Origin of the sequence: Marinobacter sp. 3-2 (genome assembly GCF_003751355.1) — a bacterium.
In the GTDB taxonomy this organism is placed as follows: domain Bacteria; phylum Pseudomonadota; class Gammaproteobacteria; order Pseudomonadales; family Oleiphilaceae; genus Marinobacter; species Marinobacter adhaerens.
This window is the reverse complement of record NZ_RJUQ01000017.1, coordinates 132617-158087: the sequence shown is the minus strand read 5'-3', so window position 1 is coordinate 158087 and position 25471 is coordinate 132617. Positions and strand designations below refer to the sequence as shown.

The 25471-nt window shown below is 57.7% G+C and carries 20 protein-coding genes, 3 tRNA genes and 1 other RNA gene; 17 read left to right on the top strand and 7 right to left on the bottom strand.

Features of this window, described 5'->3' with window-relative positions; all coding sequences use genetic code 11:
- Nucleotides 1-34 precede the first annotated feature (34 nt).
- Together EDB94_RS17540 and EDB94_RS17535 are read left to right on the top strand one after the other, a co-directional pair.
- Nucleotides 35-832: a ParA family protein gene (locus EDB94_RS17540; RefSeq protein ID WP_008172831.1), complete on the top strand. Its 798-nt coding sequence runs from the start codon at nt 35-37 to the stop codon at nt 830-832.
- Between the two features lie 12 nt (nt 833-844).
- Complete coding sequence (locus EDB94_RS17535) at nt 845-1180, top strand: YqcC family protein (RefSeq protein WP_108019076.1); 336 nt, start codon at nt 845-847, stop codon at nt 1178-1180.
- Here EDB94_RS17535 and nadC read toward each other — a convergent pair whose 3' ends face one another.
- Nucleotides 1181-2020 carry a carboxylating nicotinate-nucleotide diphosphorylase gene (gene nadC, locus EDB94_RS17530; RefSeq protein WP_108019075.1) on the bottom strand — a complete coding sequence of 280 codons (840 nt, stop codon included), beginning with the start codon at nt 2018-2020 and terminating at the stop codon, nt 1181-1183.
- A gap of 223 nt (nt 2021-2243) precedes the next feature.
- Between nadC and EDB94_RS17525 the strand changes: the two genes are divergently transcribed.
- From EDB94_RS17525 to EDB94_RS17510, 4 genes are all read left to right on the top strand, one after another.
- Nucleotides 2244-4541, top strand: coding sequence for a DUF1631 domain-containing protein (locus EDB94_RS17525; protein ID WP_108019074.1), 2298 nt, complete (start codon nt 2244-2246; stop codon nt 4539-4541).
- Nucleotides 4542-4610: 69 nt separating this feature from the next.
- Nucleotides 4611-5237 (top strand): 1,6-anhydro-N-acetylmuramyl-L-alanine amidase AmpD, encoded by a 627-nt coding sequence (gene ampD, locus EDB94_RS17520; protein WP_062784867.1) that lies wholly within the window; start codon nt 4611-4613, stop codon nt 5235-5237.
- Nucleotides 5238-6125 carry a hypothetical protein gene (locus EDB94_RS17515; RefSeq protein ID WP_008172824.1) on the top strand — a complete coding sequence of 296 codons (888 nt, stop codon included), beginning with the start codon at nt 5238-5240 and terminating at the stop codon, nt 6123-6125. It begins immediately after the preceding gene.
- Nucleotides 6126-6245: 120 nt separating this feature from the next.
- Complete coding sequence (locus tag EDB94_RS17510) at nt 6246-8276, top strand: methyl-accepting chemotaxis protein (RefSeq protein WP_062784863.1); 2031 nt, start codon at nt 6246-6248, stop codon at nt 8274-8276.
- A gap of 45 nt (nt 8277-8321) precedes the next feature.
- Here EDB94_RS17510 and EDB94_RS17505 read toward each other — a convergent pair whose 3' ends face one another.
- From EDB94_RS17505 to EDB94_RS17485, 5 genes are all read right to left on the bottom strand, one after another.
- Nucleotides 8322-8879 (bottom strand): cob(I)yrinic acid a,c-diamide adenosyltransferase, encoded by a 558-nt coding sequence (locus EDB94_RS17505; protein ID WP_108019073.1) that lies wholly within the window; start codon nt 8877-8879, stop codon nt 8322-8324.
- 13 nt (nt 8880-8892) lie between these two features.
- Nucleotides 8893-9786, bottom strand: a complete 894-nt coding sequence (locus tag EDB94_RS17500; RefSeq protein ID WP_108019072.1) for a ketopantoate reductase family protein — start codon at nt 9784-9786, stop codon at nt 8893-8895.
- A gap of 5 nt (nt 9787-9791) precedes the next feature.
- Nucleotides 9792-12644 carry a valine--tRNA ligase gene (locus EDB94_RS17495; RefSeq protein WP_108019071.1) on the bottom strand — a complete coding sequence of 951 codons (2853 nt, stop codon included), beginning with the start codon at nt 12642-12644 and terminating at the stop codon, nt 9792-9794.
- 83 nt (nt 12645-12727) lie between these two features.
- Nucleotides 12728-13240, bottom strand: coding sequence for a DNA polymerase III subunit chi (locus EDB94_RS17490; RefSeq protein ID WP_108019070.1), 513 nt, complete (start codon nt 13238-13240; stop codon nt 12728-12730).
- Nucleotides 13227-14720, bottom strand: coding sequence for a leucyl aminopeptidase (locus tag EDB94_RS17485; protein ID WP_108019069.1), 1494 nt, complete (start codon nt 14718-14720; stop codon nt 13227-13229). Before EDB94_RS17485 ends, EDB94_RS17490 begins: the two co-directional genes overlap by 14 nt.
- 242 nt (nt 14721-14962) lie before the next feature.
- Between EDB94_RS17485 and lptF the strand changes: the two genes are divergently transcribed.
- On the top strand, nt 14963-16072 hold the full coding sequence (lptF, locus tag EDB94_RS17480; RefSeq protein ID WP_014576748.1) for an LPS export ABC transporter permease LptF: 1110 nt from the start codon (nt 14963-14965) through the stop codon (nt 16070-16072).
- Nucleotides 16059-17120, top strand: a complete 1062-nt coding sequence (gene lptG, locus EDB94_RS17475) for an LPS export ABC transporter permease LptG (protein ID WP_108019104.1) — start codon at nt 16059-16061, stop codon at nt 17118-17120. The genes lptF and lptG overlap by 14 nt, the downstream gene beginning before the upstream one ends.
- A gap of 29 nt (nt 17121-17149) precedes the next feature.
- On the opposite strand, the gene EDB94_RS17470 is transcribed toward lptG, so the two are convergent.
- Nucleotides 17150-17689: an RDD family protein gene (locus EDB94_RS17470; RefSeq protein ID WP_008172814.1), complete on the bottom strand. Its 540-nt coding sequence runs from the start codon at nt 17687-17689 to the stop codon at nt 17150-17152.
- A 141-nt stretch (nt 17690-17830) separates the two neighbouring features.
- On the opposite strand from EDB94_RS17470, the gene alaS reads away from it, so the two are divergent.
- The 9 genes from alaS (at nt 17831) to EDB94_RS17425 (ending at nt 25403) form a co-directional block, all read left to right on the top strand.
- Nucleotides 17831-20461, top strand: coding sequence for an alanine--tRNA ligase (gene alaS, locus EDB94_RS17465; protein ID WP_014576750.1), 2631 nt, complete (start codon nt 17831-17833; stop codon nt 20459-20461).
- A gap of 105 nt (nt 20462-20566) precedes the next feature.
- Nucleotides 20567-21805 carry an aspartate kinase gene (locus EDB94_RS17460; RefSeq protein WP_014576751.1) on the top strand — a complete coding sequence of 413 codons (1239 nt, stop codon included), beginning with the start codon at nt 20567-20569 and terminating at the stop codon, nt 21803-21805.
- A gap of 188 nt (nt 21806-21993) precedes the next feature.
- Entirely contained in the window at nt 21994-22191 is a 198-nt protein-coding gene (gene csrA, locus EDB94_RS17455; protein WP_008172808.1) for a carbon storage regulator CsrA, read from the top strand.
- 126 nt (nt 22192-22317) lie between these two features.
- Nucleotides 22318-22407 (top strand) — tRNA-Ser (locus tag EDB94_RS17450).
- A 62-nt stretch (nt 22408-22469) separates the two neighbouring features.
- A tRNA-Arg gene (locus tag EDB94_RS17445) sits at nt 22470-22546 on the top strand.
- A gap of 25 nt (nt 22547-22571) precedes the next feature.
- Nucleotides 22572-22648 (top strand) — tRNA-Arg (locus EDB94_RS17440).
- A 49-nt stretch (nt 22649-22697) separates the two neighbouring features.
- Nucleotides 22698-22840: non-coding RNA, RtT sRNA (locus tag EDB94_RS17435), on the top strand.
- A gap of 192 nt (nt 22841-23032) precedes the next feature.
- Nucleotides 23033-23995, top strand: a complete 963-nt coding sequence (locus EDB94_RS17430; protein WP_181259065.1) for a TIGR00730 family Rossman fold protein — start codon at nt 23033-23035, stop codon at nt 23993-23995.
- 13 nt (nt 23996-24008) lie between these two features.
- Nucleotides 24009-25403: an MBL fold metallo-hydrolase RNA specificity domain-containing protein gene (locus EDB94_RS17425; RefSeq protein ID WP_062784847.1), complete on the top strand. Its 1395-nt coding sequence runs from the start codon at nt 24009-24011 to the stop codon at nt 25401-25403.
- Nucleotides 25404-25471 lie beyond the last annotated feature (68 nt).

The following is a 25471-nucleotide window of genomic DNA, read 5'->3' as shown; positions in this document are numbered from 1 at the left end:
AAATCGATAACGGATTCATCAAGGGAGAGGCAAAATGAGACGGGTGGTATTCAACCAGAAAGGCGGTGTCGGTAAGTCCAGTATCACGTGCAATCTCGCAGCTATCAGCGCCGCTCGTGGAAAGCGAACCCTAGTCGTGGATCTTGATCCGCAGGGAAACTCCACCCATTATCTGCTGGGCAAGCCTGCCAGCGAGCTCAAGGACACCGTGGCGGATATGCTGGAGCAGACGGTGGCCTTTACCGTGTTCAATCGCCGTCCGGACGAATTTGTCCATGCCTCACCGTTCAAGAACCTGTTTGTGATGCCCTCCAGCCCGGAGCTGGATTTTCTCGAGCGCAAGCTGGAGGCCAAGCACAAGATATACAAGCTCAGGGAAGCCCTGAAAAAACTGGGTGAATCCTTCGATGCGATCTACATCGATACCGCGCCGGCGCTCAATTTCTACACCCGGTCTGCCCTGATTGCAGCCCAGCGCTGTCTGATACCCTTCGACTGTGACGATTTTTCCCGTCAGGCGCTGTACAACATCCTCAACGAGATTCGTGATCTGCAGGAAGACCACAACGAGGATCTTGTTGTCGAAGGGATTGTTGCCAACCAGTTCCAGCCGCGGGCCAGCCTGCCCAAGCAGCTGGTCAGGGAGCTTACCGAGGAGGGCTTGCCGGTTCTGCCTGTGCGTCTCTCGAGTTCCGTGAAGATGAAAGAGTCCCACCAGAGCCGACAGCCCCTGATTCACATGGCACCCAAGCACCCGCTGACGCGCCAGTACGAGGACCTGTTCCGGGTTCTGCATGGCGAAACCGTGGAGCTTGAGCCGCTTAACGATTGAAGCGAGACTGATATGACCGAATCCGGTAACCCGGTCGGGCAGGTTGCGGACTGCCTTCTGAACATTGAGATGGAGTTGCGGCAGCTGGGGCTCTGGGAGTCAGAGCCGCCACCGGACGAGGCGTTCCAGAGTGCGCAGCCCTTTTGCATCGATACGCTGGAATTTACCCAGTGGCTGCAATTTGTTTTTGTGGAAAGAATGAAGATCATTATCGAAAATGACCACCAGTTGCCCTCGGCCTCCGGCATAGCGCCGATGGCCGAAGAGCATTTCCGGGGGCGACCGGAGTCCGGTAGCAGGCTGGTTCGGGAGCTGGAGGTGATCGATCGCCTGCTAAGCGGGGAGTGATCAGTCCAGTCTCATTGACAGGTCGACAGCCTTTAAATCCTTGGTCAGCGCGCCAATCGAGATGAAGTCCACGCCGGTTTCGGCGATCGGCACCAGGGTGTCGGCATTGATTCCCCCGGATGCCTCCAGCTTTGCTTTGCCACCCGTGGTAGCGACCGCGGTCCGCATGTCTTCAAGTGAGAACTCATCCAGCATGATGATGTCTGCACCCGCTCGAAGGGCTTGTTCCAGCTCGTCAAGGTTCTCGGTTTCCACCTCCACCGGTTTGCCCGGTGCAATCCGGTGGGCGGCTTCAATGGCCTGGGCAATGGAGCCGCAGGCGGCAATGTGATTTTCCTTGATCAGGAAGGCATCCCACAGCCCGATCCGGTGATTGAAGCAGCCGCCACAGGTCACAGCGTATTTCTGGGCCAGTCGCAGACCCGGCAGGGTTTTACGGGTATCCAGCAGTCGAACACCGGTGTGCGCAACCCGGGCGGCATAGCCCGAGCAGGTGGTCGCAACGCCAGACAGGGACTGGAGCCAGTTCAGAGCCGCGCGTTCGGCGCTCAGCAGGCTTCGCGCCGAACCCTGCATGGTAAACAACACCTGATCCGGTGACACGGTCTCGCCATCGGCCACCTGCCAGTTGAGCTCGACGGCCGGATCCACCTGTCGGAAAACCTCGTCCACCCACTCCCTGCCCGCGATGGTGGCGGTTTCCCGCGTAATTACCCGCCCTGTTGCCTGTTTGTCGGCGGGTATCAGTCTGGCCGTGATGTCGCCATCGCCGATGTCCTCCCGCAGACTCTGGGCAACATTTTCAATTCTGGCCTGGCGGAGGAGTTCAGGGGCAATCATAGGGCAAAAAGTCCGGTGCAGTGGGTTGTCGGCGTTTCAGGCTGCCAATTCTAAAGCGCCGCTGGTGAATCGCCAAACTCTTGGGGCAGGGCTGCTAAACTGTGATGCACGTCAGGTCTACACAAAAGGTGACAAATTCTGACACAACCTGACGTGGGCAGCTCGTATCATGTGAAGTGGAGAAATAAACAGGCAATTGTGTAATACAAGGCGGAGCAGCGAGATGGTGCACGATAACAAGGTTGTCAGCTTTTCAGGCCAGAAACCGCCCGCCCGGTTTTCTTTGCCTGCCTCCCTCGTGCGCCTGCGTGACGCATCGGGTCAGTCTCTCAAGTCCGTTCTTGCCAGTTTTTTCGATCGTGCCGATGATGCCCTGTTTGAACTCGCCGACAGAGCCGGCTCCAACCTCGACCAGACCGCCTACTTTGATGCCATGCGGGAACTCAGGCTTCGTCGCAAGGCCATGGTGGTCTCGATCCTCCAGTATGTCAGCCAGGCTTTCAATGAAATCGGCAGGTTCCAGCCCCAGCAAAGTGCCAGGTCCCTGGATGAAGTTGACGAGGACTCTCTCAGCCTCGTTGACCATTCCCAGCTTGAGCAGCAGGTGGCAGTCGACAATCTCATAAATAAACTCCGGAACCGTTATACCGAACAGATCCGTCTGCTTACCGTCCGGGTCGGGCATCTGGTGCCGGGCATCGAGCTGAAAGACGCACAAATGCCGCTGAGCCCGGAAATCATCTGTGGCGGTGTTGCCGAGGCCTGTGCCGACCTCGATATTGATATCCGGGCCAAGCTGGTGGTTCTGAAGCTGTTTGATCGCCTGCTTGCCGATACCCTCGGTGATTTCTACAAAGAAGCCAATCGCACCTTGATCAGTGAAGGCGTAATGCCTGACATGAAACGACCGCCCACCGGCAAGGTGCCCTCCCGCTCCGGTCAACGTGGGTCAGTAGAGAGTTCAGTGCCGACCAGTGCCAGCGGTCAGGCGGATTCTGCCAGCGAGAGTCAGGGTATGTCTCAATCACAGGCCACTTTCTCGGAGCTCAGCGCGCTGTTGCATCGCGGTGAGTCCAATGCTGTCACTGGTGGATCCCCGGTCGGCGAAAGCTACATTGATACCGACAGGCTCATGGCCCGTTTGACTGAAGCGCAGTCGAGTAGCAGGCAATGGGGTGAAGGTACCGTTGTACCTCTGAACGAGCAGCTTCAACCCATCCTGCGTTCCGGCGACGGCAACAGCCTGAGCGTTGGGCAGGTCGACAGTGACGTGATCAATCTGGTTTCCATGCTGTTCGACTTTATTCTGGAAGATCGCCAACTGCATCCGGTGATGAAAGCATTGATCGGGCGCCTGCAGATTCCGGTGCTGAAAGTTGCGCTTAGTGACAAGAACTTTTTCAACCGGGGCGGTCACCCGGTTCGAAAACTGCTTAACGAGCTGGCACTTTCGGCCATTGGCTGGACCGAGAAGAAGGCCGGGCAAAGAGACCCGCTTCGGGACAAAATCGAATCGGTGGTAGATCGGGTTCTGACAGAGTTCACTACCAACGTCTCTCTGTTTGAGGAGTTGTTGAAAGATTTCAGCCACTTCATGGATCTCGATCGCCGACGTCGTGAGCTCGTCGAGCAACGTCTTCGGGATGCTGAAGAAGGGCGGGCTCGACAGGAGCGGGCGTCCCAGGCGGCGGAAGGCCTGGTTAAGGAGCTGACAGAGCAGCGGGACGTACCCGAACCGGTTGCCGGCCTCCTGAGCGAAGCCTGGACCCGGTACCTGCAATGGGTTGTCCTCCGGGAGGGCGAGGAAAGCGACCGGTGGCAGCACGCCCGGAACGTGACCGAGCAGTTGGTCTGGAGTGTGGATCCGCGCCCGGTCACTGATACCACCAGGTCAGATCTGCTGAGGGCAATACCGGCCATTGTGGACGACCTTCGCAAGGCACTGCAGGATATTTCCTGGGACCCGTTTGCCACCGATGCGGCCATTCGCGACCTTGAACTTGCCCATGTGGACGTTTTCCAGCGATTGGTGACGGCTCCGTCCAGGCCGGAATCACCTTCGGAACCAGAGGATCTGCTCGTTCCGGAACCCGCTGCTGAGCAGCCCGTCGAGCCCCCTGAGCCGGCGGCCGAAGACGCTGTCAAAGCAACGCCCGCGCCGGCCGAGCCTGAAGTGCCTGTTTCTGTGGTCAGCGAGGCTGCCTCCCAGGCGGACGCTGAAACGCAGACTGCTTCAGTATCTCCAGAGTGGCTGTCAAAGGCCGAAAGCCTGCGTGTGGGTTCCTGGATTGAACTTACCCGCGACGAAACCCGGGTGCGCTGTAAGCTTGCGGCCTTTATCAAGGCTACTGGCAAATATATCTTTGTGAATCGCAGTGGCGCGAAGGTGGCAGAGTATCTGCGTCAGGAGCTGGCCGCCGACATGGAATCCGGGAAAATCAGCATGCTGGATGATGGTCTGATCTTCGACCGGGCACTGGAGTCGATCATCGACAACCTGCGCAGCAGCCGCAAGGACTGATTCGTAGCAACCGTGGCAACTTTGTGATTCAATCAGAGGCTGTAATGCTCTGAAACTTTTGGAATTACTTTGCCCGATTCAGACGTTTTTTCCGAACGCCCTTCCGCCTCCGGTACCGATGGAAATTCGCTTCGCGAAACCGGGCGGATTTCCTTCGCCCGCTGGACCCCTTCGCCGAATTTCGGGCCTCGTCCGGATGGAGCGGGCATTTCTCTTCTGGTCGTCCACAATATCAGCCTGCCTCCGGGCCAGTTTGGTGGCCGCGAAATAGAAGACTTCTTCTGCAACCAACTCGACCATTCTGCGCACCCCTACTTCAAGACTATCGAGGGCGTCCAGGTGTCTGCGCACCTGCTGATTCGCCGCGATGGCGCGCTGGTGCAGTTTGTCAGCCTGCTTGATCGGGCCTGGCATGCCGGCCGATCGTGTTTTGAAGGGCAGGAGGAATGCAATGATTTTTCCATCGGGATTGAGCTGGAAGGGACCGACGACACCCCTTACACCACCGAGCAATATCGCATGCTGGCGAAAGTGGCGGACCTGATTATGACGGCCTGGCCGGATATCACGGCCAATCGGATTACCGGGCACTGCGACATTGCGCCCGGCAGGAAGAGCGATCCCGGCCCGGCTTTTGACTGGCGGTATTTCCGGTCAGCCCTGGAAATAGTCCGAGGATCGGGGAGGAACGTCTGAATGGTATTTGTTGTGTTTCTTCTGGCCTACATGGTGCGCAGGCGTCTGGATTCCCTGGACATGCTGTCTGGCGATGAGGTCTGGCGCCGTTGGTTCCGCTACGGCAGCCGGGTCAGGGCCGGCCATGAATCGGGGATAGCAACCGGGCTGGCACTGGTCCTGTTGCCGGCCCTGATACTGGGGCTTGCGGAATACCTGCTGGTGTCTTCTGGCTGGAGAATGGCGGCTTACCCGCTGGAGTTCCTGGTGCTGGTCGTCCTTATGGGAACGCCGGGCTGGCGACAGGTACTGCGGGCCTATGCGGAGGCGTGGCATCGGGGAGACATGCAGTCGGCCTGGCATCATGTGAAAGACCTTCTTCCGGCCGATGAACGGGGAGCCGCAGTGTCTCCCGAGGCCATGCACCTCTCCCTGTCCAAGGCACTGATGGTTTCGGTGTTCCAGCGCTTTTTTCTGGTGGCTTTCTGGTATGTGGTTGGCGGTATCGGTCTCGCGGTCCTGGCGCGTGGGCTGGTAGCGCTCGCCGAGCAATGGCCGCAGGCGCCGGCCAGGCCCAGGTTTGCAAAAATGTCCGACCTTGCCGGCTGGATCCCTGCCAGGCTTTTGTCGTTAACGTTCGGAATTGCCGGAGATCTGGCCGGCTGGCTGCGTGAAACTCGCCAGACTCTGACCGGAATCTCCAAAAAAGCGGGCGAGGTACTCATGATTTCGGCCAACGGGTCGTTAACCGGGTATGCACTGGATCCAGCGAGGTTTTCCCGGATTCACCCGGATGAGTGGACAGCGTTTGGGGGAAGGAGTCTGCGAGCGGTAAGGGATCTGCTGAACAGAAGCATGCTGGTATGGATATGCATACTCGCCCTGCTGGTTATTTCCGGCGTCGTTTAGCCCGGATTTTATAAAACATTACAGTTTAACAACAAATAAAGCTTAAGTTTTTAAGACTTTAGGCGACAATAGAAGAAAAGAATTAACGTTCAGTGGTTATTTGCCAGCACGAGGGTCCCTGTGAAGCAACTCATTAATCCTGCCATTGCCCTGATGAACCGGCTGCCGATGGTCTACAAGTTCAGTCTCATCAGCATTCTGTTCCTTTTACCAATTGGCGGGCTGTCCTGGCTTGCCATTTCCGAGCTGAACCGCTCGGTTCAGACCATGACCCGGGGTGTCGAGGGGCTGGAGCAACTCCAGCAAGTGGATCGGCTGGTGGATGCGGCGATGGATTATCGAGACTATCGCTCACCGGCGATCATCAAGGATGAGAGTGCCATTACCGCAGTTTCCGAAGAAGCGGCCGCTGAGATTGATAGCCTTTTGGCGGCTCTGACCGCAGAAGAGCGCTCGTTCGATACGACTGGCTCCTGGGCCGATCAGGTTGAAGGCCTTCGCCAGGAGTGGGAAGCATTGCGGGCCGATGACAATTATCAGGGCAGCTTCGATCCTCAGTTCAAGTATTATCAGGAATTCGTTCAGAAGGCACAGGCGCTGCTTTCGGCCACCATTGAAATCTCTGGTTTGGGGCAGGGGGCCTCAAGAGAAAACCAGTTGATTCTGGGCCTGGTCCAGGACTCTCTCCCGGCTGCACGCACCGTGATCGGTCGGGCAAAATCCTACGGAATCTTCGCATTGGTCGAGGGGCAGGTAGGTTATGCCCTGAGCGAAACCCTGAACGAAATCTATGACCAGTTGACTAATCGCACCTCCTTGCTTTCACCGGCCTTGGCTCTTGCTTCTGAAGCATCGCCGGCCCTTGCCAATCAGGCAGGCAACGCCATTCAACGGGTTGACGAGAGTTTGATGGTGGTTCGGGATCATCTGGATCTGAACGTGATAACGCCCATGCGTCTGGAAATGCCCTGGACCGAATACGACGATCTGATGTCCGGGCAGTTGGCCCACTACGACGACGTCAAGACGGCTGCCTTCAGCGTGGTCGACTCGAACCTTCGCGCACGGCTCGAGAGTGAGATCAACCAGCGTCGCCTGATCGTGGTTGCCCTGATCGCCGTGCTGCTTGTGGTTGTCTATCTCTACATCGGCTTCTTCATGTCCGTACGTACTGCCATCAACCGCTTCAGCGAAGCCGCGCGGAACGTTGCCGCCGGCGACATGACCACGCACATCAGTTTGCGCAACCGCGATGAGCTGGGCGAGTTGACGACGGAATTCAATAACATGACCGACCGGATTGCCGAGCTGATCCGCTCTGTCAGCCGGACGACGGCGGACGTAGACCAGCAGGCCACCCGGGTCAATGACACCGCTGCGGCCAACAGCGAAGCGGTTGCGCGTCAGATGGAAGAAAGCGGCCAGATCAATGAAGCCATGAACCAGATGGTTGAGGCGGTTCATGAAGTCACCGAAAGCGCGCACCGGGTTGCGGACAGCGCGAGCAATGCCGAACAGGACACAGAAACCGGCCGGGGCGTGGTGGCCGACACGGTTGAAACCATCAACAAGCTGGCAGGTGAAATCTCAGGCGCGGTGGAAGTGATCAACCGGGTCAGCAAGGACAGTGACAACATCAGTCAGGTGCTGGTCGAGATCAAGGCCATCGCCGAGCAGACCAACCTGCTCGCCCTGAACGCCGCGATCGAGGCGGCCCGAGCCGGGGAGCAGGGGCGTGGTTTCGCGGTGGTTGCCGATGAGGTTCGCTCGCTGTCACAGCGCACGCATAAATCGACGGAAGAAATCGAAGGCATGATTTCCCGGCTCCAGAGCGGCGTCAAGGACGCGGTGTCGGCCATGACCAACAGCCGGGACGTGACCGAGGCAACGGTGCAGAAGTCCGGAGAGGTGACAGAGGCCCTGGATAGAATCGCCAAGGGCATCTCCGTGATCGTGGATATGAGTCACCAGATCGCCCAGGCCGCCGAAGAGCAGTCTGCCGTCGCGAAAAACGTGAACTCGAACGTTGAGCAGATTGGCGAGCTGGGCCATAAAACAGCCGCCAATGCTGAAGAAACCCTGGGTTCTTCCAGAGAAATGTCGCAACTGACAGCGTCGCTTCAGCGTCTGGTGGAAGCGTTCAAGGTCTGACCAGCGGACCTTTGCGCGCGATCAGGCGCATAAAAAATCCGGCCCTTAGAGGCCGGATTTTTTTTGTTCCCAGAGAATCTCTTCGCCACCCTCGCGCCGGGCCAGTACGCGGGCGATGACAAACAACAGATCCGATAGACGGTTCAGGTAGTGTCGGGAAGCGGTGTTGATCGAGTCCTCATGGCCGAGGGCGACGACAACCCGCTCTGCACGACGGCAGACCGCCCGGGCAAGGTGACATTGGGCGGCGCCGGGACTGCCGCCGGGCAGGACAAAATTCTTCAGCGGTGGCAGGCCTTCGTTGTGCCGGTCCAGGGTGCCTTCCAGCCATTCGATGTGTTCGTCACCAATCACACGGCTGCCGGGGATGGCAAATTCGCCCCCAAGGTCAAACAGATGATGCTGAATGCGGCGCAGGCTCTCCACCAGTTCGTCTTCGCTGTCCAGGGTTTCGATTAGCAACCCGATATGGCAGTTGAGTTCATCAGCGGTGCCCATGGCTTCAACTCGCTGGGCATTCTTGGCAATCCGGTTGCCATCGGCCAGGCCCGTGGAGCCATCGTCTCCGGTGCGGGTGTAAATCTTGGAAAGGCGGTTGCCCATCAGTCTGCTCCTGTTAATGTGACGACAGTTGTTGTACCCGTTCGGTCAGCATTTGGTTCACCGGCGTGTCGATACCGAGTTCTTTTCCGAGTTTTGCCAGATACCCGTTGATAAAGTCTATCTCGGTTTGGCGTTTCCGGAGAACATCGGCACGCATCGACGATGTGTTGCCGGCGGTGTTTTGAGCGACCTGTTCAATGCGTTGGCGCAGGGAATCCGGTGTTTCCGTAATCTGGACGGCGGCGCTCATCAGCTCTGACAATTCCCGGCAAAGTTCCTCGATGGTGTCCTGATATAGCCCTGCAGACAGGATGTCGCCATTGGGGCAGTTCAGGATCGCGGTGTAGGGATTGATGCCCGCATTGATGATCAGTTTCTGCCAGAGTCGCTGGAGGATGGCCGGCTCCGGATGAATGGCCAGGCCGGAGTCTTCCAGCATGGCGACCGCGCGGTCCACCGAGAACCTGGCCTGCTCTGTCAGCGGACCCACCCAGGTATCGCCGGTACCGGCATGGACGAGAAGCCCCGGTTCAGGTCGATTTGCTCCCTCGGTGGTGCTTGCGGCCAGGATCGGGCGCTCCGGCCACCGCTCGGCGACAGCTTGCTGGCTGCCCAGTCCGTTCTGGAAAAGCAGGATGGGGGTTTCAACGGGTAATTGGTCGATCACGCCTGCTAAGGCGCTCAGGGTATCACCGGCCTTGGTTGTCACCAGCATCAGGTCCGGCGTGTCGCCGGTCCTGAGGAAGGGAATCTGTATGGAGGATTCCGGCCCCTCAAAGGGCCGGAAACGGTAATCGACGCTTGAGTCGATGGGCTCGCCCGGTCTGGCCATGAAGGCAACGCAACCGTTGGGTAGCATTGCGCCCCAGAGCCTGCCCAGAGAGCCTGCGCCGAGAATACCGATCATGCCGGTTACATGGCCTCGATATCGGCCCTTTGCTGGCTCAGGCGGGCCTGGCTGCTTTGGGCGTCCCGGAGTTTTTCCTGTTCCTTCTCGACCACCTCGGCCGGAGCCTTGGCCGTGAACTTCTCGTTACCCAGTTTACCCTCCAGGCGACCGATCTCTTTCTGCAGGCGTTCCAGCTCCTTGTCCAGACGCTTGAGTTCGGCTTCCTTGTCAATCAGGCCGGCCATGGGAACCAGTACTTCCATATCTCCCACCAGTTGGGTGGCAGACATGGGGGCTTTGTCACCCTCAAACCAGTCCAGGCTCTCCAGCTTGGCCAGGGAACTCAGGAACTGGCGATTGTCATTCATGCGGCGCTGATCCTCGGCGTCTTTGCCACGCAGCAATACCGGGATCTTCTTCGCCGGCGAGATGTTCATTTCGCCCCGGATGTTCCGCACGGCAACGATCACGCCCTTGAGCCATTCAATATCAGCGGTAACTGCTGAATCCTGCTTGGTGGCATCCGGTTGCGGGTAGGCCTGCAGCATGATGCTGTCGCCGGTCTTGCCGGCCAGGGGGGCAATCCGCTGCCAGATTTCCTCGGTGATAAACGGCATCATCGGGTGCGCCAGGCGCAGAACGGATTCCAGTACGCGCACCAGGGTGCGACGGGTGCCACGTTTGGCTTCGGCACTGGCGTCTTCATCACTGAGCACAGGCTTGGACAGTTCCAGATACCAGTCGCAGTATTCGTTCCAGATGAACTCATAGAGAGCGTAGGCCGCCAGATCGAAGCGGTACTGGTCCAGGTGACGGATCACGTCCTGCTCGCAGCTCTGCAGCTCGCTGATGATCCAGCGGTCGGCCAGAGACAGTTCCACGGGCTCGTCATTCACACCACAGTCTTCGCCTTCGGTGTTCATCAACACGTAGCGGGCTGCGTTCCAGAGCTTGTTACAGAAGTTGCGGTAGCCTTCCAGGCGCTTCATATCCCAGTTGATGTCGCGGCCGGTCGTTGCCATGGCGGCAAGGGTGAAGCGCAGGGCATCGGTGCCGTGGGCGGTGATGCCCTCCGGGAATTCCTTTTTGGTGCGCTTGCCGATTTTCTCGGCCAGCTTGGGCTGCATCAGGTTGCCGGTTCGTTTCTCCAGCAGGTCATCCAGGCTGATGCCGTCGATCATGTCCAGCGGGTCGATCACGTTACCCTTGGACTTGGACATCTTGTCGCCGTGCTCATCACGGATAAGGCCGGTGACATAGACGGTATGGAAGGGTACCTGGGGGCTGCCGTCTTCGTTCTTCATGAAGTGCATGGTCATCATGATCATCCGGGCTACCCAGAAGAAGATGATGTCGAAGCCGGTGACCAGGACGTCGGTCGGATGGAAGGTTTTCAGGCGCTCGGTGATCTCTGGCCAGCCCAGGGTGCCGAACGTCCACAGGGCAGAGCTGAACCACGTATCAAGAACGTCTTCATCCTGCTCGAGGGCGACATTGGTGTCCAGATCGTGCTTCTGGCGCACTTCATCTTCGCTGCGGCCTACGTAGATATTGCCGTCGGCGTCGTACCAGGCCGGAATGCGGTGGCCCCACCAGAGCTGGCGCGAGATGCACCAATCCTGGATATCGCGCATCCAGGCGAAGTACATGTTCTCGTACTGCTTGGGTACGAACTGGATACGACCGTCTTCCACCGCTTCAATGGCCGGCTTGGCCAGGGTCTTGGCATCGGCAAACCACTGGTCGGTGAGCATGGGCTCGATAATCAGGCCCGACCGGTCACCGCGTGGAACGCTGAGTACGTGATCCTCGATGTTCTCGACCAGCCCCTCGGCTTCCATATCGGCAACGATTTGCTTGCGCGCCGCTTCGCGGGTCAGGCCAGCGTAGGCGCCCGGCATGGTGCCGTCGAGTTCGGTGTTTTCGGTGCCGTCGGCATTGAACACCTCGGCCACGTCCCGGATGTTGGCGTCTTGAGTCATGACGTTAATCATCGGCAGGTTGTTGCGCTTGCCCACGGCATAGTCGTTGAAATCGTGGGCCGGCGTGATCTTCACGCAACCGGAGCCTTTCTCCGGATCGGCGTGATGGTCGGCAACGATGGGGATACGGCGGTTCACCAGCGGCAGCATCACGTGCTTGCCAATCAGGTGCTGATAACGCTCGTCTTCCGGATGCACGGCCACGGCCGTGTCACCGAGCATGGTTTCCGGCCGGGTAGTGGCTACGATCAGGTAATCCTTGCCATCCTGGGTTTGCGTGCCGTCAGCCAGCGGGTAACGCAGGTGCCAGAAAAAGCCCTTTTCTTCCTTGTTTTCCACTTCCAGATCGGAGATGGCGGTGTGCAGTTTCGGGTCCCAGTTCACCAACCGCTTGCCGCGATAGACAAGTCCCTCGTCGTACAGGCGGATAAACACTTCCTGAACGGCTTTGTAGAAGCCGTCGTCCATGGTGAAGCGTTCGTTGTCCCAGTCCACGGAATTGCCAAGGCGGCGGATCTGGCGGGTGATGGTGCCCCCGGAGTGCTCTTTCCAGTCCCAGATGCGCTTGATGAATTCTTCCCGGCCCAGATCGTGGCGGGTCTTGTCTTCTTCCGCAGCGAGTTTGCGCTCAACCACCATCTGGGTGGCAATGCCGGCGTGGTCGGTACCAACCGTCCACAGTGCGTTACGGCCCTGCATACGCTTGAAGCGGGTGAGGGTGTCCATGATGGTGTGCTGGAACGCGTGGCCCATGTGCAGGCTGCCGGTTACGTTGGGCGGCGGGATCGCGATGCTGTAGGACTGGCCTTCACCGCTGGGGCGGAAGTACCCTTTGGATTCCCAGTTTTCGTACCACTGGCGCTCGATGTTTTCTGGCTGGTAGGTTTTTTCCATGGGGTTCTGCAGTGACCGTTGGTTGATTCACAAGGGAAAATTGAGACGCACGATTATACATGGTCGCCCTGTTTGCGGCGAACCTAACGCTTCCTCTGATCATGCACCCGAGGTTCAATCCCCAGTGCCCGCAATTGCTTGAAGTGTGACCGCGCCTGATTAAGAACATTTGGGTCGTTATGGGCAACCAGGGCCAGTCGCTTGAACCGGTCGGCATCCGCCGGCAAGGTTGCGGAGAGAATGATCACGGTGTCCCAATCCTCTGGCGCCGGCGGGCAAAGCAGAATGCCAACGGGGTCGGAGCAGGTTGTGGCAGAGTCCGGAACAACGCTATGGGGGATGAATGCGTCCGGGCTGAAGTTCCAGAGCAGGTCGTCCAGCTCTTCTGCGTGTTGCATGGTATCGCACACGACGCACACGCGGTCGCCCTGCTGCCAGGCTTTGTCCACGAGTTTTGCAGCGTGGAGATTGCGGGCGGCGGGCGTGTTCTGGGCAAGGATGTGAAACCAGTAGCGCTGGTTCCGGTCTTCCTGTCCGGAGTGGCCGGCAGCTGGGCTGCCGGTCTCCGAAGAGCTGGAGGGCTTACTTTCCAGCATGGGACATCAGGTAGTCGACCAGCATGGGCACCGGGCGACCGGATGAGCCCTTGGCTTTGCCGGAGTGCCAGGCGGTGCCGGCGATGTCCAGGTGCGCCCAGCGATAGTCCTTGGCAAAGCGGGAAAGGAAACAGGCCGCTGTTATGGTCCCGGCAGGGCGGCCACCGATGTTGGCCATGTCGGCAAAGTTGCTGTCGAGCTGGCTCTGGTACTCGTCCCAGAGCGGCAGGCGCCAGGCGCGATCACCGGCACGCTCGCCTGCGGCGAGCAGTTCGTTGGCCAGCTCGTCGTTGTTGGCAAGCAGACCAGTGGCGTGATTGCCAAGTGCGATGATGCAGGCACCGGTCAGGGTTGCCAGATCGATGACGGCGGCCGGGTCGAACTTTTTCACGTAGGTGAGGGCATCGCACAGCACCAAGCGGCCTTCGGCGTCGGTATTCAGGATTTCGACAGTCATGCCTGACAGGGTGGTCACGATATCGCCCGGGCGGGACGCGCCACCGTCCGGCATGTTTTCCGCGGCGGCAATCACAGCCACTACGTTGATCTTGGGTTGGGTTTCAGCCAGGACTTTCATGGCACCAAAGACACTGGCGGAGCCACCCATGTCGTACTTCATTTCGTCCATGCCTTCGCCGGGCTTGAGGCTGATACCGCCGGTGTCAAAAGTGATGCCTTTGCCGACAAGTACGTGGGGCTTGTCTTTCGCGTTGCCACCCCGGTATTCCATTACGATCAGTCGCGGGGGTTGGGTGCTGCCTTTGCCCACGGCCAGGATGGTGTTCATGCCCATCTTTTCCATCTGCTTCTCGTCAAGCACTTCGGTCTTGATGCAGTCGTAATCCTTGGCCAGCTTCTTGGCTTGTTGGGCCAGCCACTCCGGGTGGCAGATGTTGGGCGGGGTATTGCCCAGATCCCGGGTGAGATTCATACCACGGCCGGTGGCCAGGCCGAGGTTGAAGGAATCCTTGAGGGCCTTGCCGGCACTGGAGGCATGCACAATAGCTTTGTTGAGCTTCCGGGCGGCGGGTTTTTCGCTCTTGAAGTCGCTGAAGGTGTAAAGCTGATCTTCAAGGGTCCGGCCAATCAGGCTGAGACGGGCTGCTTCAGAACTCACAGCTTCTTCGCCGGTTACAGGGGTATCTGCGAGGGCGATGGCGACGCTTTTGGACGGACCGTCCTTGAGCGCGGTCATCATCGCGATCAACGCTTTACGGTAGTTGGCGGGGCTGCGATCTTCATCCTTGCCAGTGCCAACCACAAGCAGGCGAGTCCAGGGCTGATCGGTCAGGGGAATGGTCAGCGTCGTGGCATTCTTGCCGGAAAGGTCACCGGCCTTCTGGAGTGTCTTGATCATCCCGCCCAGAGCCTCATCGGCCTGATTCGTCGAATCGGGCCAGGTGCCTTTCTCAGGCAAGCCAACTACGAGACAGTCTGCTTTGGTGCTGGCGATGGCTTTACTGCTCAGGCTGAAATTCATGGCAACTCCTGTTGATTGTTCACGAGGCTCCCGCCGGCGGCGGGAATCGTTCTTGATTGTGATCTAGTCTAGCATTGGGGCTTGCGGGGAAATTATCAAGCAATTGGCGCCGCTTCCGTGCCTGTCTGTGCCTTCATGCCGGTGTAATACCGCTACTCTGTCATTCGGCACCAAGGTTACATAGAATACGCGCAGTTCCCAGCGACCTCCACGTTTCAGCGGATACCGCCAGAGAGACCGATTTGAGCATCATTTTCCGTTACCTCATACGCCAGATCATGATCAGCATGGTTGCCGTTTCGGGCATCCTGCTGCTGGTGTTCATGAGCGGCCGTTTCCTGAAATATCTCGACAGTGCGGCCCAGGGCAGCATTTCGGCCGGTGTGCTGCTGGAGATCATGGCCTTCCGGTTTCCGGGTTTTCTTGAGCTGATTCTGCCCCTCGGGCTTTTCATCGGCATCCTGCTCGCCTATGGGCGTATGTATCTCGAAAGCGAAATGACGGTCCTGTCCGCCTGTGGGGTGAGTGACAAGGCACTGTTGGGAAAAACGCTTCTGGGCAGTCTGCCAGTGATGATCATTGTCGGTGCCATGAGTCTTTACGTGTCGCCCTGGGGAATGAATCAGGTTCAGGAAATTCTGAACGAACAACGAAAGGCAACCGAGTTTGAAATGCTTGCGCCCGGGCGCTTCCAGGATTTTTCCTCTGGCGGACGGGTGACCTACACCGAGGCTTTGAGTGAAGATAAACGCCAGTTGCAGGGCGTTTTTATCGCCGAGTACGCACCGGACGGGCGTGGCCTGACGATCATAACCGCAGATTCCGGCTCCCAGCTGATCGATCCGGAAACCGGCAGCCGTTTTCTCATTCTGGAAAACGGTGGTCGCTTTGAGGGCGCCGCGGGCCAGTTGAATTACAATGTGATCGATTTCGAAGCCTACGGTCTGAAGATCGAGGGCGGCGAGGCTGGCACCAAGCAGCGGGAAGAGGGCGCCAGTACCTGGAGCCTGATGCAGTCAGACCGCCTGGAAGATCGTGCGTTGCTGCACTGGCGATTTTCGCTGCCGCTCATCGTGCCAATCGTAACGTTGCTGGCAGTGAGGCTGAGCCGCGTGAATCCGCGCCAGGGCCGGTTCTTTCATCTGTTACCGGCAATGCTTGTCTACATTACTTATCTGGGCCTACTCATTGTAGCCCGGGACTGGCTGGCGGCCGGCAAGGTCCCGGAATGGCTGGGCATGCTCTGGGTCCACGCGTTGTTCCTCGGCTTCGGGCTATGGCTTCAGTTCGGCCCAGCGTGGTTGTACCGCCGGCGCCTGATTCGGGATGGGGGTGCTCGTGCGCAAAATTGACGGGTATGTAATGCGCTCGGTTGGCGGCGCGATGTTCCTCGTGATGATGGTGGTGTTGTCCCTTGATCTCATTTTTGCGTTCATCGCCGAACTGGATGACATCCGCAACAACTACCAGATCCTGGACGCACTCTGGTATGTCTTTCTGACCCTGCCAAGACGAATCTACGATTATCTGCCGCTGGGTGCCTTCATGGGTTGCCTGGTGGGCCTGGGTTCTATGGCCAGTTCCTCGGAGTTGACGGTTGTACGGGCTGCCGGCGTATCGCTCAAACGTATTGTCTGGTCCGCGATGAAGCCGGCGCTGGTTATCGTGGTTATGGGTGTATTGATAGGCGAATATCTGGCTCCGCCTGCCGAGCGCGTGGCCCAGAGTTACAAGGCAGTGGCATTGGGCGCCGGTAGCAACGTGGCGTCGGCTTCGGGGGTCTGGCATAAGGAAGGGGATTCATACATCCATCTCAATGCCGTGCAACCGAATGGCGTCCTGCATGGGGTGTCGCGTTTCCAGTTTGATGATGATCGGCAGCTGCTGGCCGCAAGTTTTGCGGAGAGAGCGATTTATCAGGGCGACCACTGGTTGCTGGAGAATGTTCGCACCACGAGCTTCGAGGATGATCGGACAGTACGGGTTGACGACCGGACCCTGCGCTGGGAAACCGGCCTCTCGCCCGGCGTTCTCAGCGTGTTGATCGTGAAGCCCGAGAATCTTTCGATGACCGGACTCTACACATACGCCACCTATCTTGGCGAGCAAAGCCTGAACGCCTCCCGCTATTGGCTGGCGTTCTGGAAGAAGGCGCTCATGCCTCTGGGAACGGCGGTCATGGTGCTGGTGGCAATATCCTTCATCTTTGGGCCATTGCGCTCGGTCACCATGGGGTTCCGGGTTTTTACCGGGCTGTTGGTGGGGCTTCTGTTCAAATATATGCAGGATTTTCTTGGGCCAATGAGCCTTGTATACGGGTTCAATCCAATGCTTGCGGTGCTGGTGCCCATCGCGGTAAGCGCCGTGGCTGGTGGCATCCTGATGCGTCGGGCTGGTTGACCAGCCCTGCTATCCCACCGGCTAAACCATTACTTTTTGGTCGCTTCTTTGGGTATGGATACAACCACGCTGTCAGAGAGGCGGTCGGTAATGGACAGACCATTGATCGGATAGAACAGCGCAACAATAGCCGGGATGCCCAGAAACAGGGTGGCAGCTCCGAGGTAGTAGCTTCCCAGAAGTGTCAGGAAGATCACAGCCGCCGCCGTCACGTAACGCCTGAGCGCCTTGCTCCAGCTCACCGAAGTACCATCAATGTTTTCAATGCGAATCCGCCAGACCTGCATCCCCAGGGTCTGGCCAATGCGCGTCCAGAAATAGGCAAAGAACAGGTAAAGGATGAGGAACAACGTGAACGTCAGCCCCGGGTCCCCGGAAAGCTGGCCTGCCTCGGCCATCTGTTCGTACCTGTCCCAGCCGGTGATCCAGCCGGCCACCATGGTGTATCCCCAGGTAGCGACAAGCAGCACGGCAATGCTGATCAAACCGTCGTAAATAATGGCAAGGGCACGTTTGAGGGCGGTGGCTGGTGGGAATAGTTCCTCGGCGTCATGGAAGCGTCGGGGCATGGAATCTCCTGTGATGTTTCACGTTTTTCCTGTTCTCGGCGTGTGCTAGAGTAGCGGATTTGCACAAGCATGTAAGTATCCGTATTCAATCGCGGACCGGGCGGCATTTCCGTCGGGTTTCTGGAAAGGTATCAAAGGGCTATGAAAACCGCAGAGTTGCGACAGGCATTCCTCGATTATTTCAAGCAGCAAGGTCACACCATTGTTCCAAGTAGTTCGCTGGTACCTGCGGACGACCCCACATTGTTGTTTACGAATGCGGGAATGAACCAGTTCAAGGACCTGTTCCTGGGTCGTGAAGAGCGCGACTACACCCGGGCAACCTCGTCCCAGAAATGTGTCCGCGCTGGCGGCAAGCACAACGACCTCGAAAACGTCGGTTACACCGCCCGTCACCACACCTTCTTCGAGATGCTGGGCAACTTCAGCTTCGGTGATTACTTCAAGCGGGAAGCCATCAACTACGCCTGGACATTCCTGACAGGCGAGAACTGGCTGAACCTGCCCCAGGAGAAACTCTGGGTTACCGTTTACGCGGAAGACGACGAAGCCTTCGACATCTGGAACAAGGAAATCGGCGTGCCGGCAGACCGTATCGTCCGTATCGGCGATAACAAAGGCGGCCGTTACGCTTCAGACAACTTCTGGCAGATGGGGGACACCGGTCCCTGCGGTCCCTGCACCGAAATCTTTTACGATCACGGCCCGGATGTCGCTGGTGGTCCCCCCGGATCACCGGAAGAGGACGGTGACCGCTACATCGAAATCTGGAACGTGGTGTTCATGCAGTACAACCGCACCGCTGACGGTGAGATGTTGAAGCTGCCCAAGCCGTCTGTTGACACTGGCATGGGTCTGGAGCGCATCACGGCGGTTCTGCAGGGTGTTCACAGCAACTATGAAATTGATCTGTTCCAGGATTTGCTGGCAGCTGCCTCACAGATTCTGGGCGGTGCCGCAACCACGGAAGCATCTTTGCGTGTGGTCGCGGACCACATCCGTTCCTGCGCCTTCCTGATCGCGGACGGCGTCATGCCCTCAAATGAGGGGCGCGGTTTTGTGCTGCGCCGTATCATTCGCCGCGCGGCACGCCATGGCAACAAGCTGGGTGCAACGGGGCCGTTTTTCTACAAACTCACCGGTGCACTATGCGAGCTGATGGGCGAGGCCTTCCCGCAGCTGGTCAGCAGCCGCAAACAGATTGAAAAGGTTCTGCTGCAGGAAGAGGAGCAGTTTGCCAAGACGTTGGACAAGGGTTTGCGTCTGCTTGAGCAGGACATTGCCGAACTCAAGGGTACCGAGATTCCGGGTGAGACAATCTTCACGCTTTATGACACCTATGGTTTCCCGGTCGACCTGACCAACGACATCGCTCGCGAACGAGGCCTGACGCTGGATTACGAAGGTTATGAGAAGGCGATGGAAGGTCAGCGCGAGCGCGCCCGGGCAGCCAGCAAATTCGGGATCGACTACAACGCCGCGGGCCTGCAGCTTGAGGGCAAGACCGAGTTCACCGGTTACGAGCACATTGACGGCCACGAGAAAATCCGTGCAGTCATCGTGAACGGCGAGGAAAAGACCGCCGAAGCCGGTGATGAGGCCGTTGTGGTGCTCGAGCGCACGCCGTTCTATGCCGAGTCTGGTGGCCAGGTCGGCGATACTGGTCTGCTGACCTGGAGCGGCGGCCGGTTCAAGGTAACGGACACCCGAAAGGAAGGGGATAACCACCTGCACCTTGGCACCCTGATCGAGGGCGAGCTGTTTCCGGGGCTGGAAGTCGATGCGCGGATTGATCACGCCCGTCGCGAGCGAACCAAGCGTAACCACTCCGCTACGCACCTACTGCACGCGGCCCTTCGCAAGGTACTGGGTGAGCACGTTAGCCAGAAAGGTTCACTGGTGGACCCGGATAAACTGCGTTTCGATTTCTCCCATTTCGAGGCCGTTACTCCGGAGCAGCTTCGCGAGATTGAGCGCCAGGTGAACGAGCAGATCCTGGAAAACAGCCCGGTCCAGACCGAAATTACCGACATGGAAAAGGCCCAGGAAAAGGGTGCCATGGCGCTGTTCGGGGAAAAGTACGGTGATGTGGTTCGGGTACTCAGCATGGGTACCGACAATTACTCCGTTGAACTGTGTGGTGGTACGCACGTTTCCCGTACCGGGGACATTGGTCTTTTCCGTATTACCTCTGAAAGTGGCATATCATCCGGCGTCCGTCGTATCGAAGCCGTTACCGGCATGGGCGCGCTGGACTGGATCGACGGCACCGAGCGTACCCTTCGCGAGGCGGCCCGTCTGGTGAAAGGCTCCCGCGAGTCGGTCATTGAAAAGGTCCAGCAGACGATTGACCGCAACCGTCAGCTTGAGAAGGAAGTGGACGCGCTGAAGGCAAAACTTGCTTCCTCGGCCGGTACCGATCTGGCCAGCACCGCTGTCGACGTCGGCGGGCTCAAGGTGGTGGCTTCCGAGTTGGAAGGTGCTGACCGCAAGGCCCTGATGGAAACGGCCGATCAGCTGAAGAACAAGCTGGGCGAGGGCGTTGTGGTTCTGGCCAGCGTGGAAGATGGCAAGGTGACTCTGGTTGCCGGTGTTACAAAATCGGCCACGGGCCGGATCAAGGCCGGGGACCTCATGAAGCATCTGGCCGCCCAGGTCGATGGCAAGGGCGGGGGGCGACCCGACATGGCTCAGGGTGGTGGCAACGATCCATCCAAGCTGGAGGATGCCCTGGCGGGTGTTGCCGGCTGGGTCGAGAAAAATATCGCTTAAGCAACTGTTTTTGTCGGCGGGCTGGGGTTTATAATCCCGCCCGTTTCTTCTAAGTGGCGGAGTGTCACTCCGCTGTGAGTCCCCGTTTCGGATATTGGGAAAATAATGGCTCTGTTGGTTCAGAAATTTGGTGGCACATCGGTTGGAACAACCGAGCGTATTGAAGCGGTAGCCGAGAAGGTGAGCCGTTTTCGGAAGGAAGGTCATGATGTTGTTGTCGTGGTTTCCGCCATGAGCGGTGAAACCAACCGGCTGATCGCCCTGGCCAACAACATCATGGAGGAGCCGACACCGCGTGAGATGGATGTGCTGGTATCCACTGGTGAGCAGGTAACCATTGCGCTCCTGTCCATGGCGCTGCAGAAGCTCGGTTGTGAAGCACGGTCCTACACCGGTTCTCAGGTGCGCATCCTGACCGACAGCAGCCATACCAAGGCGCGGATCAAACAGATCGATGAGCAGCGCATGCGCGAAGATCTGGATGCTGGTCGAGTGGTTGTGGTTGCCGGATTCCAGGGCATAGACGAGAGTGGAAACATCACTACGCTCGGGCGTGGCGGCTCCGATACCACAGCGGTGGCTCTGGCGGCAGCGCTCAGGGCAGACGAATGCCAGATCTACACTGACGTTGACGGTGTCTACACAACCGACCCAAGGGTTGTCGACACTGCGCGCAGGCTTGAACGGATTACGTTCGAGGAAATGCTTGAAATGGCGAGTCTGGGTTCGAAAGTGCTCCAGATCCGCTCGGTAGAATTTGCAGGTAAATACAACGTTCCATTAAGGGTTCTTTCCAGCTTCCAGGAAGGCGAGGGCACCCTGATTACTCTTGAGGATGAAAACGCCATGGAACAACCGGTTGTTTCCGGCATCGCTTTTAACCGTGATGAAGCCAAACTGACCATTGCCGGCGTACCGGACACCCCGGGCAGCGCGCTGCGTATTCTGAAGCCGGTGAGTGACGCCAATATCGAAGTGGATATGATCGTGCAGAACGTGGGTGAGGATAACCGCACAGCCTTCACGTTCACCGTCCATCGCAATGATTTCAAGCGTGCGAAAGAAGTGCTTCAGCGTGTTGCTGACGAACTGGGTGCTCGTGAAGTGGCCGGCGACAGCAAGATTGCCAAAGTCAGTATCGTGGGTGTCGGTATGCGTTCTCACGCTGGTGTGGCAACTCAGATGTTTGAGGCGCTGTCCAACGAGGGAATCAATATCCAGATGATCTCCACATCAGAAATCAAGATTTCCGTGGTGATCGACGAGAAATACCTTGAGCTTGCGGTTCGCGCGCTTCACAGTGCATTTGAGCTGGACAAGCCCGCGGTATCGGAAGAGGCCTGAAAACCGCAGATAAAAGGTCGGTCTGCGGGGCCTCCGAAAAAAGGCATCATATACTGAGCCTATGACAAACGTGCACCGTATAAGGGAATGTGCGTCTACAGGTCAGTAAGTGATCCCACTATAAAAGCAATAAATAGATCAAAAAACCATTTATCGGAACAGGTAGCTCTGGATAGGGAGTAAGGGATATGTTGATTTTGACTCGCCGCGTGGGCGAAACTCTGATGGTCGGCGACGATATCACCGTCACCGTCCTGGGAGTGAAAGGCAATCAGGTGCGCATTGGCGTCAATGCCCCGAAAGAAGTTGCGGTACACCGTGAGGAAATCTACCAGCGGATTCAGTCGGAAAAAGGCTCTGAAGAGCCCGAGCCCGGCAACAGCTGAGAGACAGAAAGCCGTTCAAGGGAAACCTGAACGGCTTTTTTGATGATGTGGGGAAACGGGCCCGAAAAATCTCGTGTCAACCCTATGAAAACAGAAAAATTATGGTAGTATACGCCCCGTTCTCAAGGAGAGGTGGGTGAGTGGCTGAAACCAGTTCCCTGCTAAGGAACCGTACGAGCAATCGTACCGAGGGTTCGAATCCCTCCCTCTCCGCCATTTCCCTTTTGGGAGAGCGAGACAGGTTGAAGTAGCACTCAACCACAGCAAGTGATCAATGTGCGGCTGTAGCTCAGCTGGATAGAGTACCTGGCTACGAACCAGGCGGTCGGAGGTTCGAATCCTCCCAGCCGCGCCATCGATCAACCTGCCACAAGTTTTAAGCGGCTGTAGCTCAGCTGGATAGAGTACCTGGCTACGAACCAGGCGGTCGGAGGTTCGAATCCTCCCAGCCGCGCCATATTAAGATCAAGACGCCTCAGTTTGTGAACCTCACAGGCTGAGGCGTTTTGCTTTGTATAGCTGGGAGGATTTGAACCGATAAGAGGTTCGATCGAAACCCACGCAGTGGGTTGAGGAACGCCGGAGCCACGCGACGGCGACCCCGAAGGGGTGAGGGCCAAAGGCCCGAATAATCCTCCCAGCCGCGCCATATCAAATAAAGAACCCCGCCTAGTGCGGGGTTTTTTATTTGCATCTCCTGCTGACCCATGGACAGCATAACCTCGCCTGACTACTTTATTTAGTAAAACCTCCTTGCCCATCAACCTCTCGGCGTGTGCGTCTTGAGAGGCCATTTGAGCGGGCATTGACTCAATGAGTCCCTGATTGGCTGACTGGATTTATGTCCAAAGATTGGGATCCTCACAAGTCCGTACCGCCCCCCGTTCATCGAGTCGAACGAAAGGAGCCTTTGCCCTGGCAAACGCCAAAAGCGGCGGAGGACGACCCGGAAGCACTCGAGCGGGTTCAGGCACTGATTGCGAGCCCGGGTTATCGTCAGGCGGATCGCGATGTTGAGTTTCTCAACGAGGAAGACACCCGTGGTGTTCGCCTGCAGATTGACTACCTGAAACCCGAACTGTTGCTGAAGAAGCATGGAATCGAGCACACCATCGTAGTGTTTGGTAGCACTCGCCTGCATCAACCCGAGGCGGCACGCCGTAAAGTTGCAGCTCTCGAGAAGGCATCGGCAGGCAGCCCTGAAAACGAGGACCTCCGGTGTCGTCTGCAAGTGGCAAAGGCGATTGAATCGAAAAGCCGTTACTACGAGGAAGCGAGGAGATTGGGAAGGCTGGTCGCGGAATGCGGGGAGGGCCCCGAGGATTCTCGCGTGACGATGGTTACGGGCGGTGGGCCGGGTATCATGGAGGCGGCAAATCGGGGCGCTTTTGACCTAGGGGCCAAATCTGTCGGTCTAAATATTACGTTGCCCCATGAGCAGTTTCCCAATCCCTACATTACCCCGGACCTGTGTTTCCGTTTTCACTATTTTGCCATGCGTAAACTCCACTTTCTGAAGCGGGCAAAAGCACTCGTTGCCTTTCCAGGGGGCTATGGCACGCTGGATGAGCTGTTCGAAACGCTGACACTCGTGCAGACCCGGACCATTGCGCCGTTACCGATCGTTCTGGTGGGTGAATCGTTTTGGCGCCAGGCAGTGAATATCGATTTCCTTGTCGCTGAGGGTGTGATCGACGAAGAGGATCGTGAACTGTTCTGGTATGCCGAAACCGCTGAGGAAATATGGGACGGAATCCGACACTGGCATCGGGCCAGCGGCAGCCCGCTGCCTAACAACAATTAAGGGAAACAGGCTGATGGAAATTTCATTTCACGGAGCCGATCTGGGCGTAACCGGATCATGTCATCTGGTCCAATGCGGCGGCCAGAAGATATTGATCGATTGCGGCCTTTACCAGGGAGGGCACGAACTGAATGAAGAAAATCGGGCGCCGCTTGGTTTTGATCCGGCTGATATAGATTACCTTTTGCTCACTCACGCCCACCTCGATCATTGCGGTCGAATACCGCTTCTGGTGAATCGAGGTTTTCGGGGCGAAATCATCACCACCGCTGCAAGCAGAGAGTTGGCCAAGCTGGTTATGCTGGATGCGGCAGGGCTTCAGGAAGAAGAGGCTGAGAGACAGGCCCGAAGACATGCTCGACACGGGCACAACAAAGAAGAGCTGACTGGCCCGCTATACACAACGCTTGATGCGCTCAACAGCCTCGATCATTTTGGGCGCACAGCGACGTATGGGGAGGCTATAGCCCTGGGAAAGGGCGTTCAGGCGACTTTTTCTGATGCCGGGCATATTCTGGGTTCCGCATCTGTTTTGCTGGAACTTGAAGAGGAAGGAAGAAAGAGGCGGGTGTTGTTTTCCGGGGACTTGGGCTACCAGGGGCGCGCTATACTGCGGGATCCGAATCCTCCTTCAGATGTGGATGTGGTCGTGATGGAAACAACCTACGGCGATCGTCTGCACAAGTCGCTGAAGCCATCCGTTGAAGAGCTCTATGAGGCAATCAACAGCACGTTCGCAGCTGGCGGAAATGTCATCATCCCTACCTTTGCCCTGGAACGAGCCCAGGAGATTCTTTATTACCTTCGGGAGGGTATCAAGGCTGGAAGCCTCTCTGGATCAATTCAGGTGTTCCTGGATTCCCCGATGGCAATCTCTGCGACAGAGATCTTTCGACGTCACCCGGAGTGCTATGACAAAGACGCCTGCGAACTGTTCAGTGAAGGACACGATCCTTTTGATTTTCCCGGCCTCCACTTCGTGCGTCAGACGTCCGAGTCGATGGCTCTGAATCGGCTGGGAGGTGGGGCCGTCATAATGGCAGGTTCCGGGATGTGCACGGGTGGCAGGGTTCGTCACCACCTCAAACATCACTTGTGGCGCAAGGACTCCAGTATCGTGTTCGTGGGCTTTGCCGCCAGGGGCACGTTGGCGAGGCTCATCGTGGATGGCGCCAAAGAGATTCGATTGTTTGGCGAGGAGATTCCGGTACGAGCCAACATCCATACCATTGGAGGATTTTCCGCCCACGCCGACCGCGATGAGCTCTTGGCCTGGCACCGTCGAACCGGGAGTCCGGCTCGAACGTTCCTGGTCCACGGCGAGCAAGATACGATGGAGTCGTTTGCTGCGCAGTTGAGTAACACGGAGGTCATCATGCCAGGCCTACACGAGGAGTATTCCCTCTAGTTTGCTGGCCACTGCCAAGTGCAAGAAAACCAGGGGGGCGAGGTGAGCGTGCCCCTTTTTTATTATCA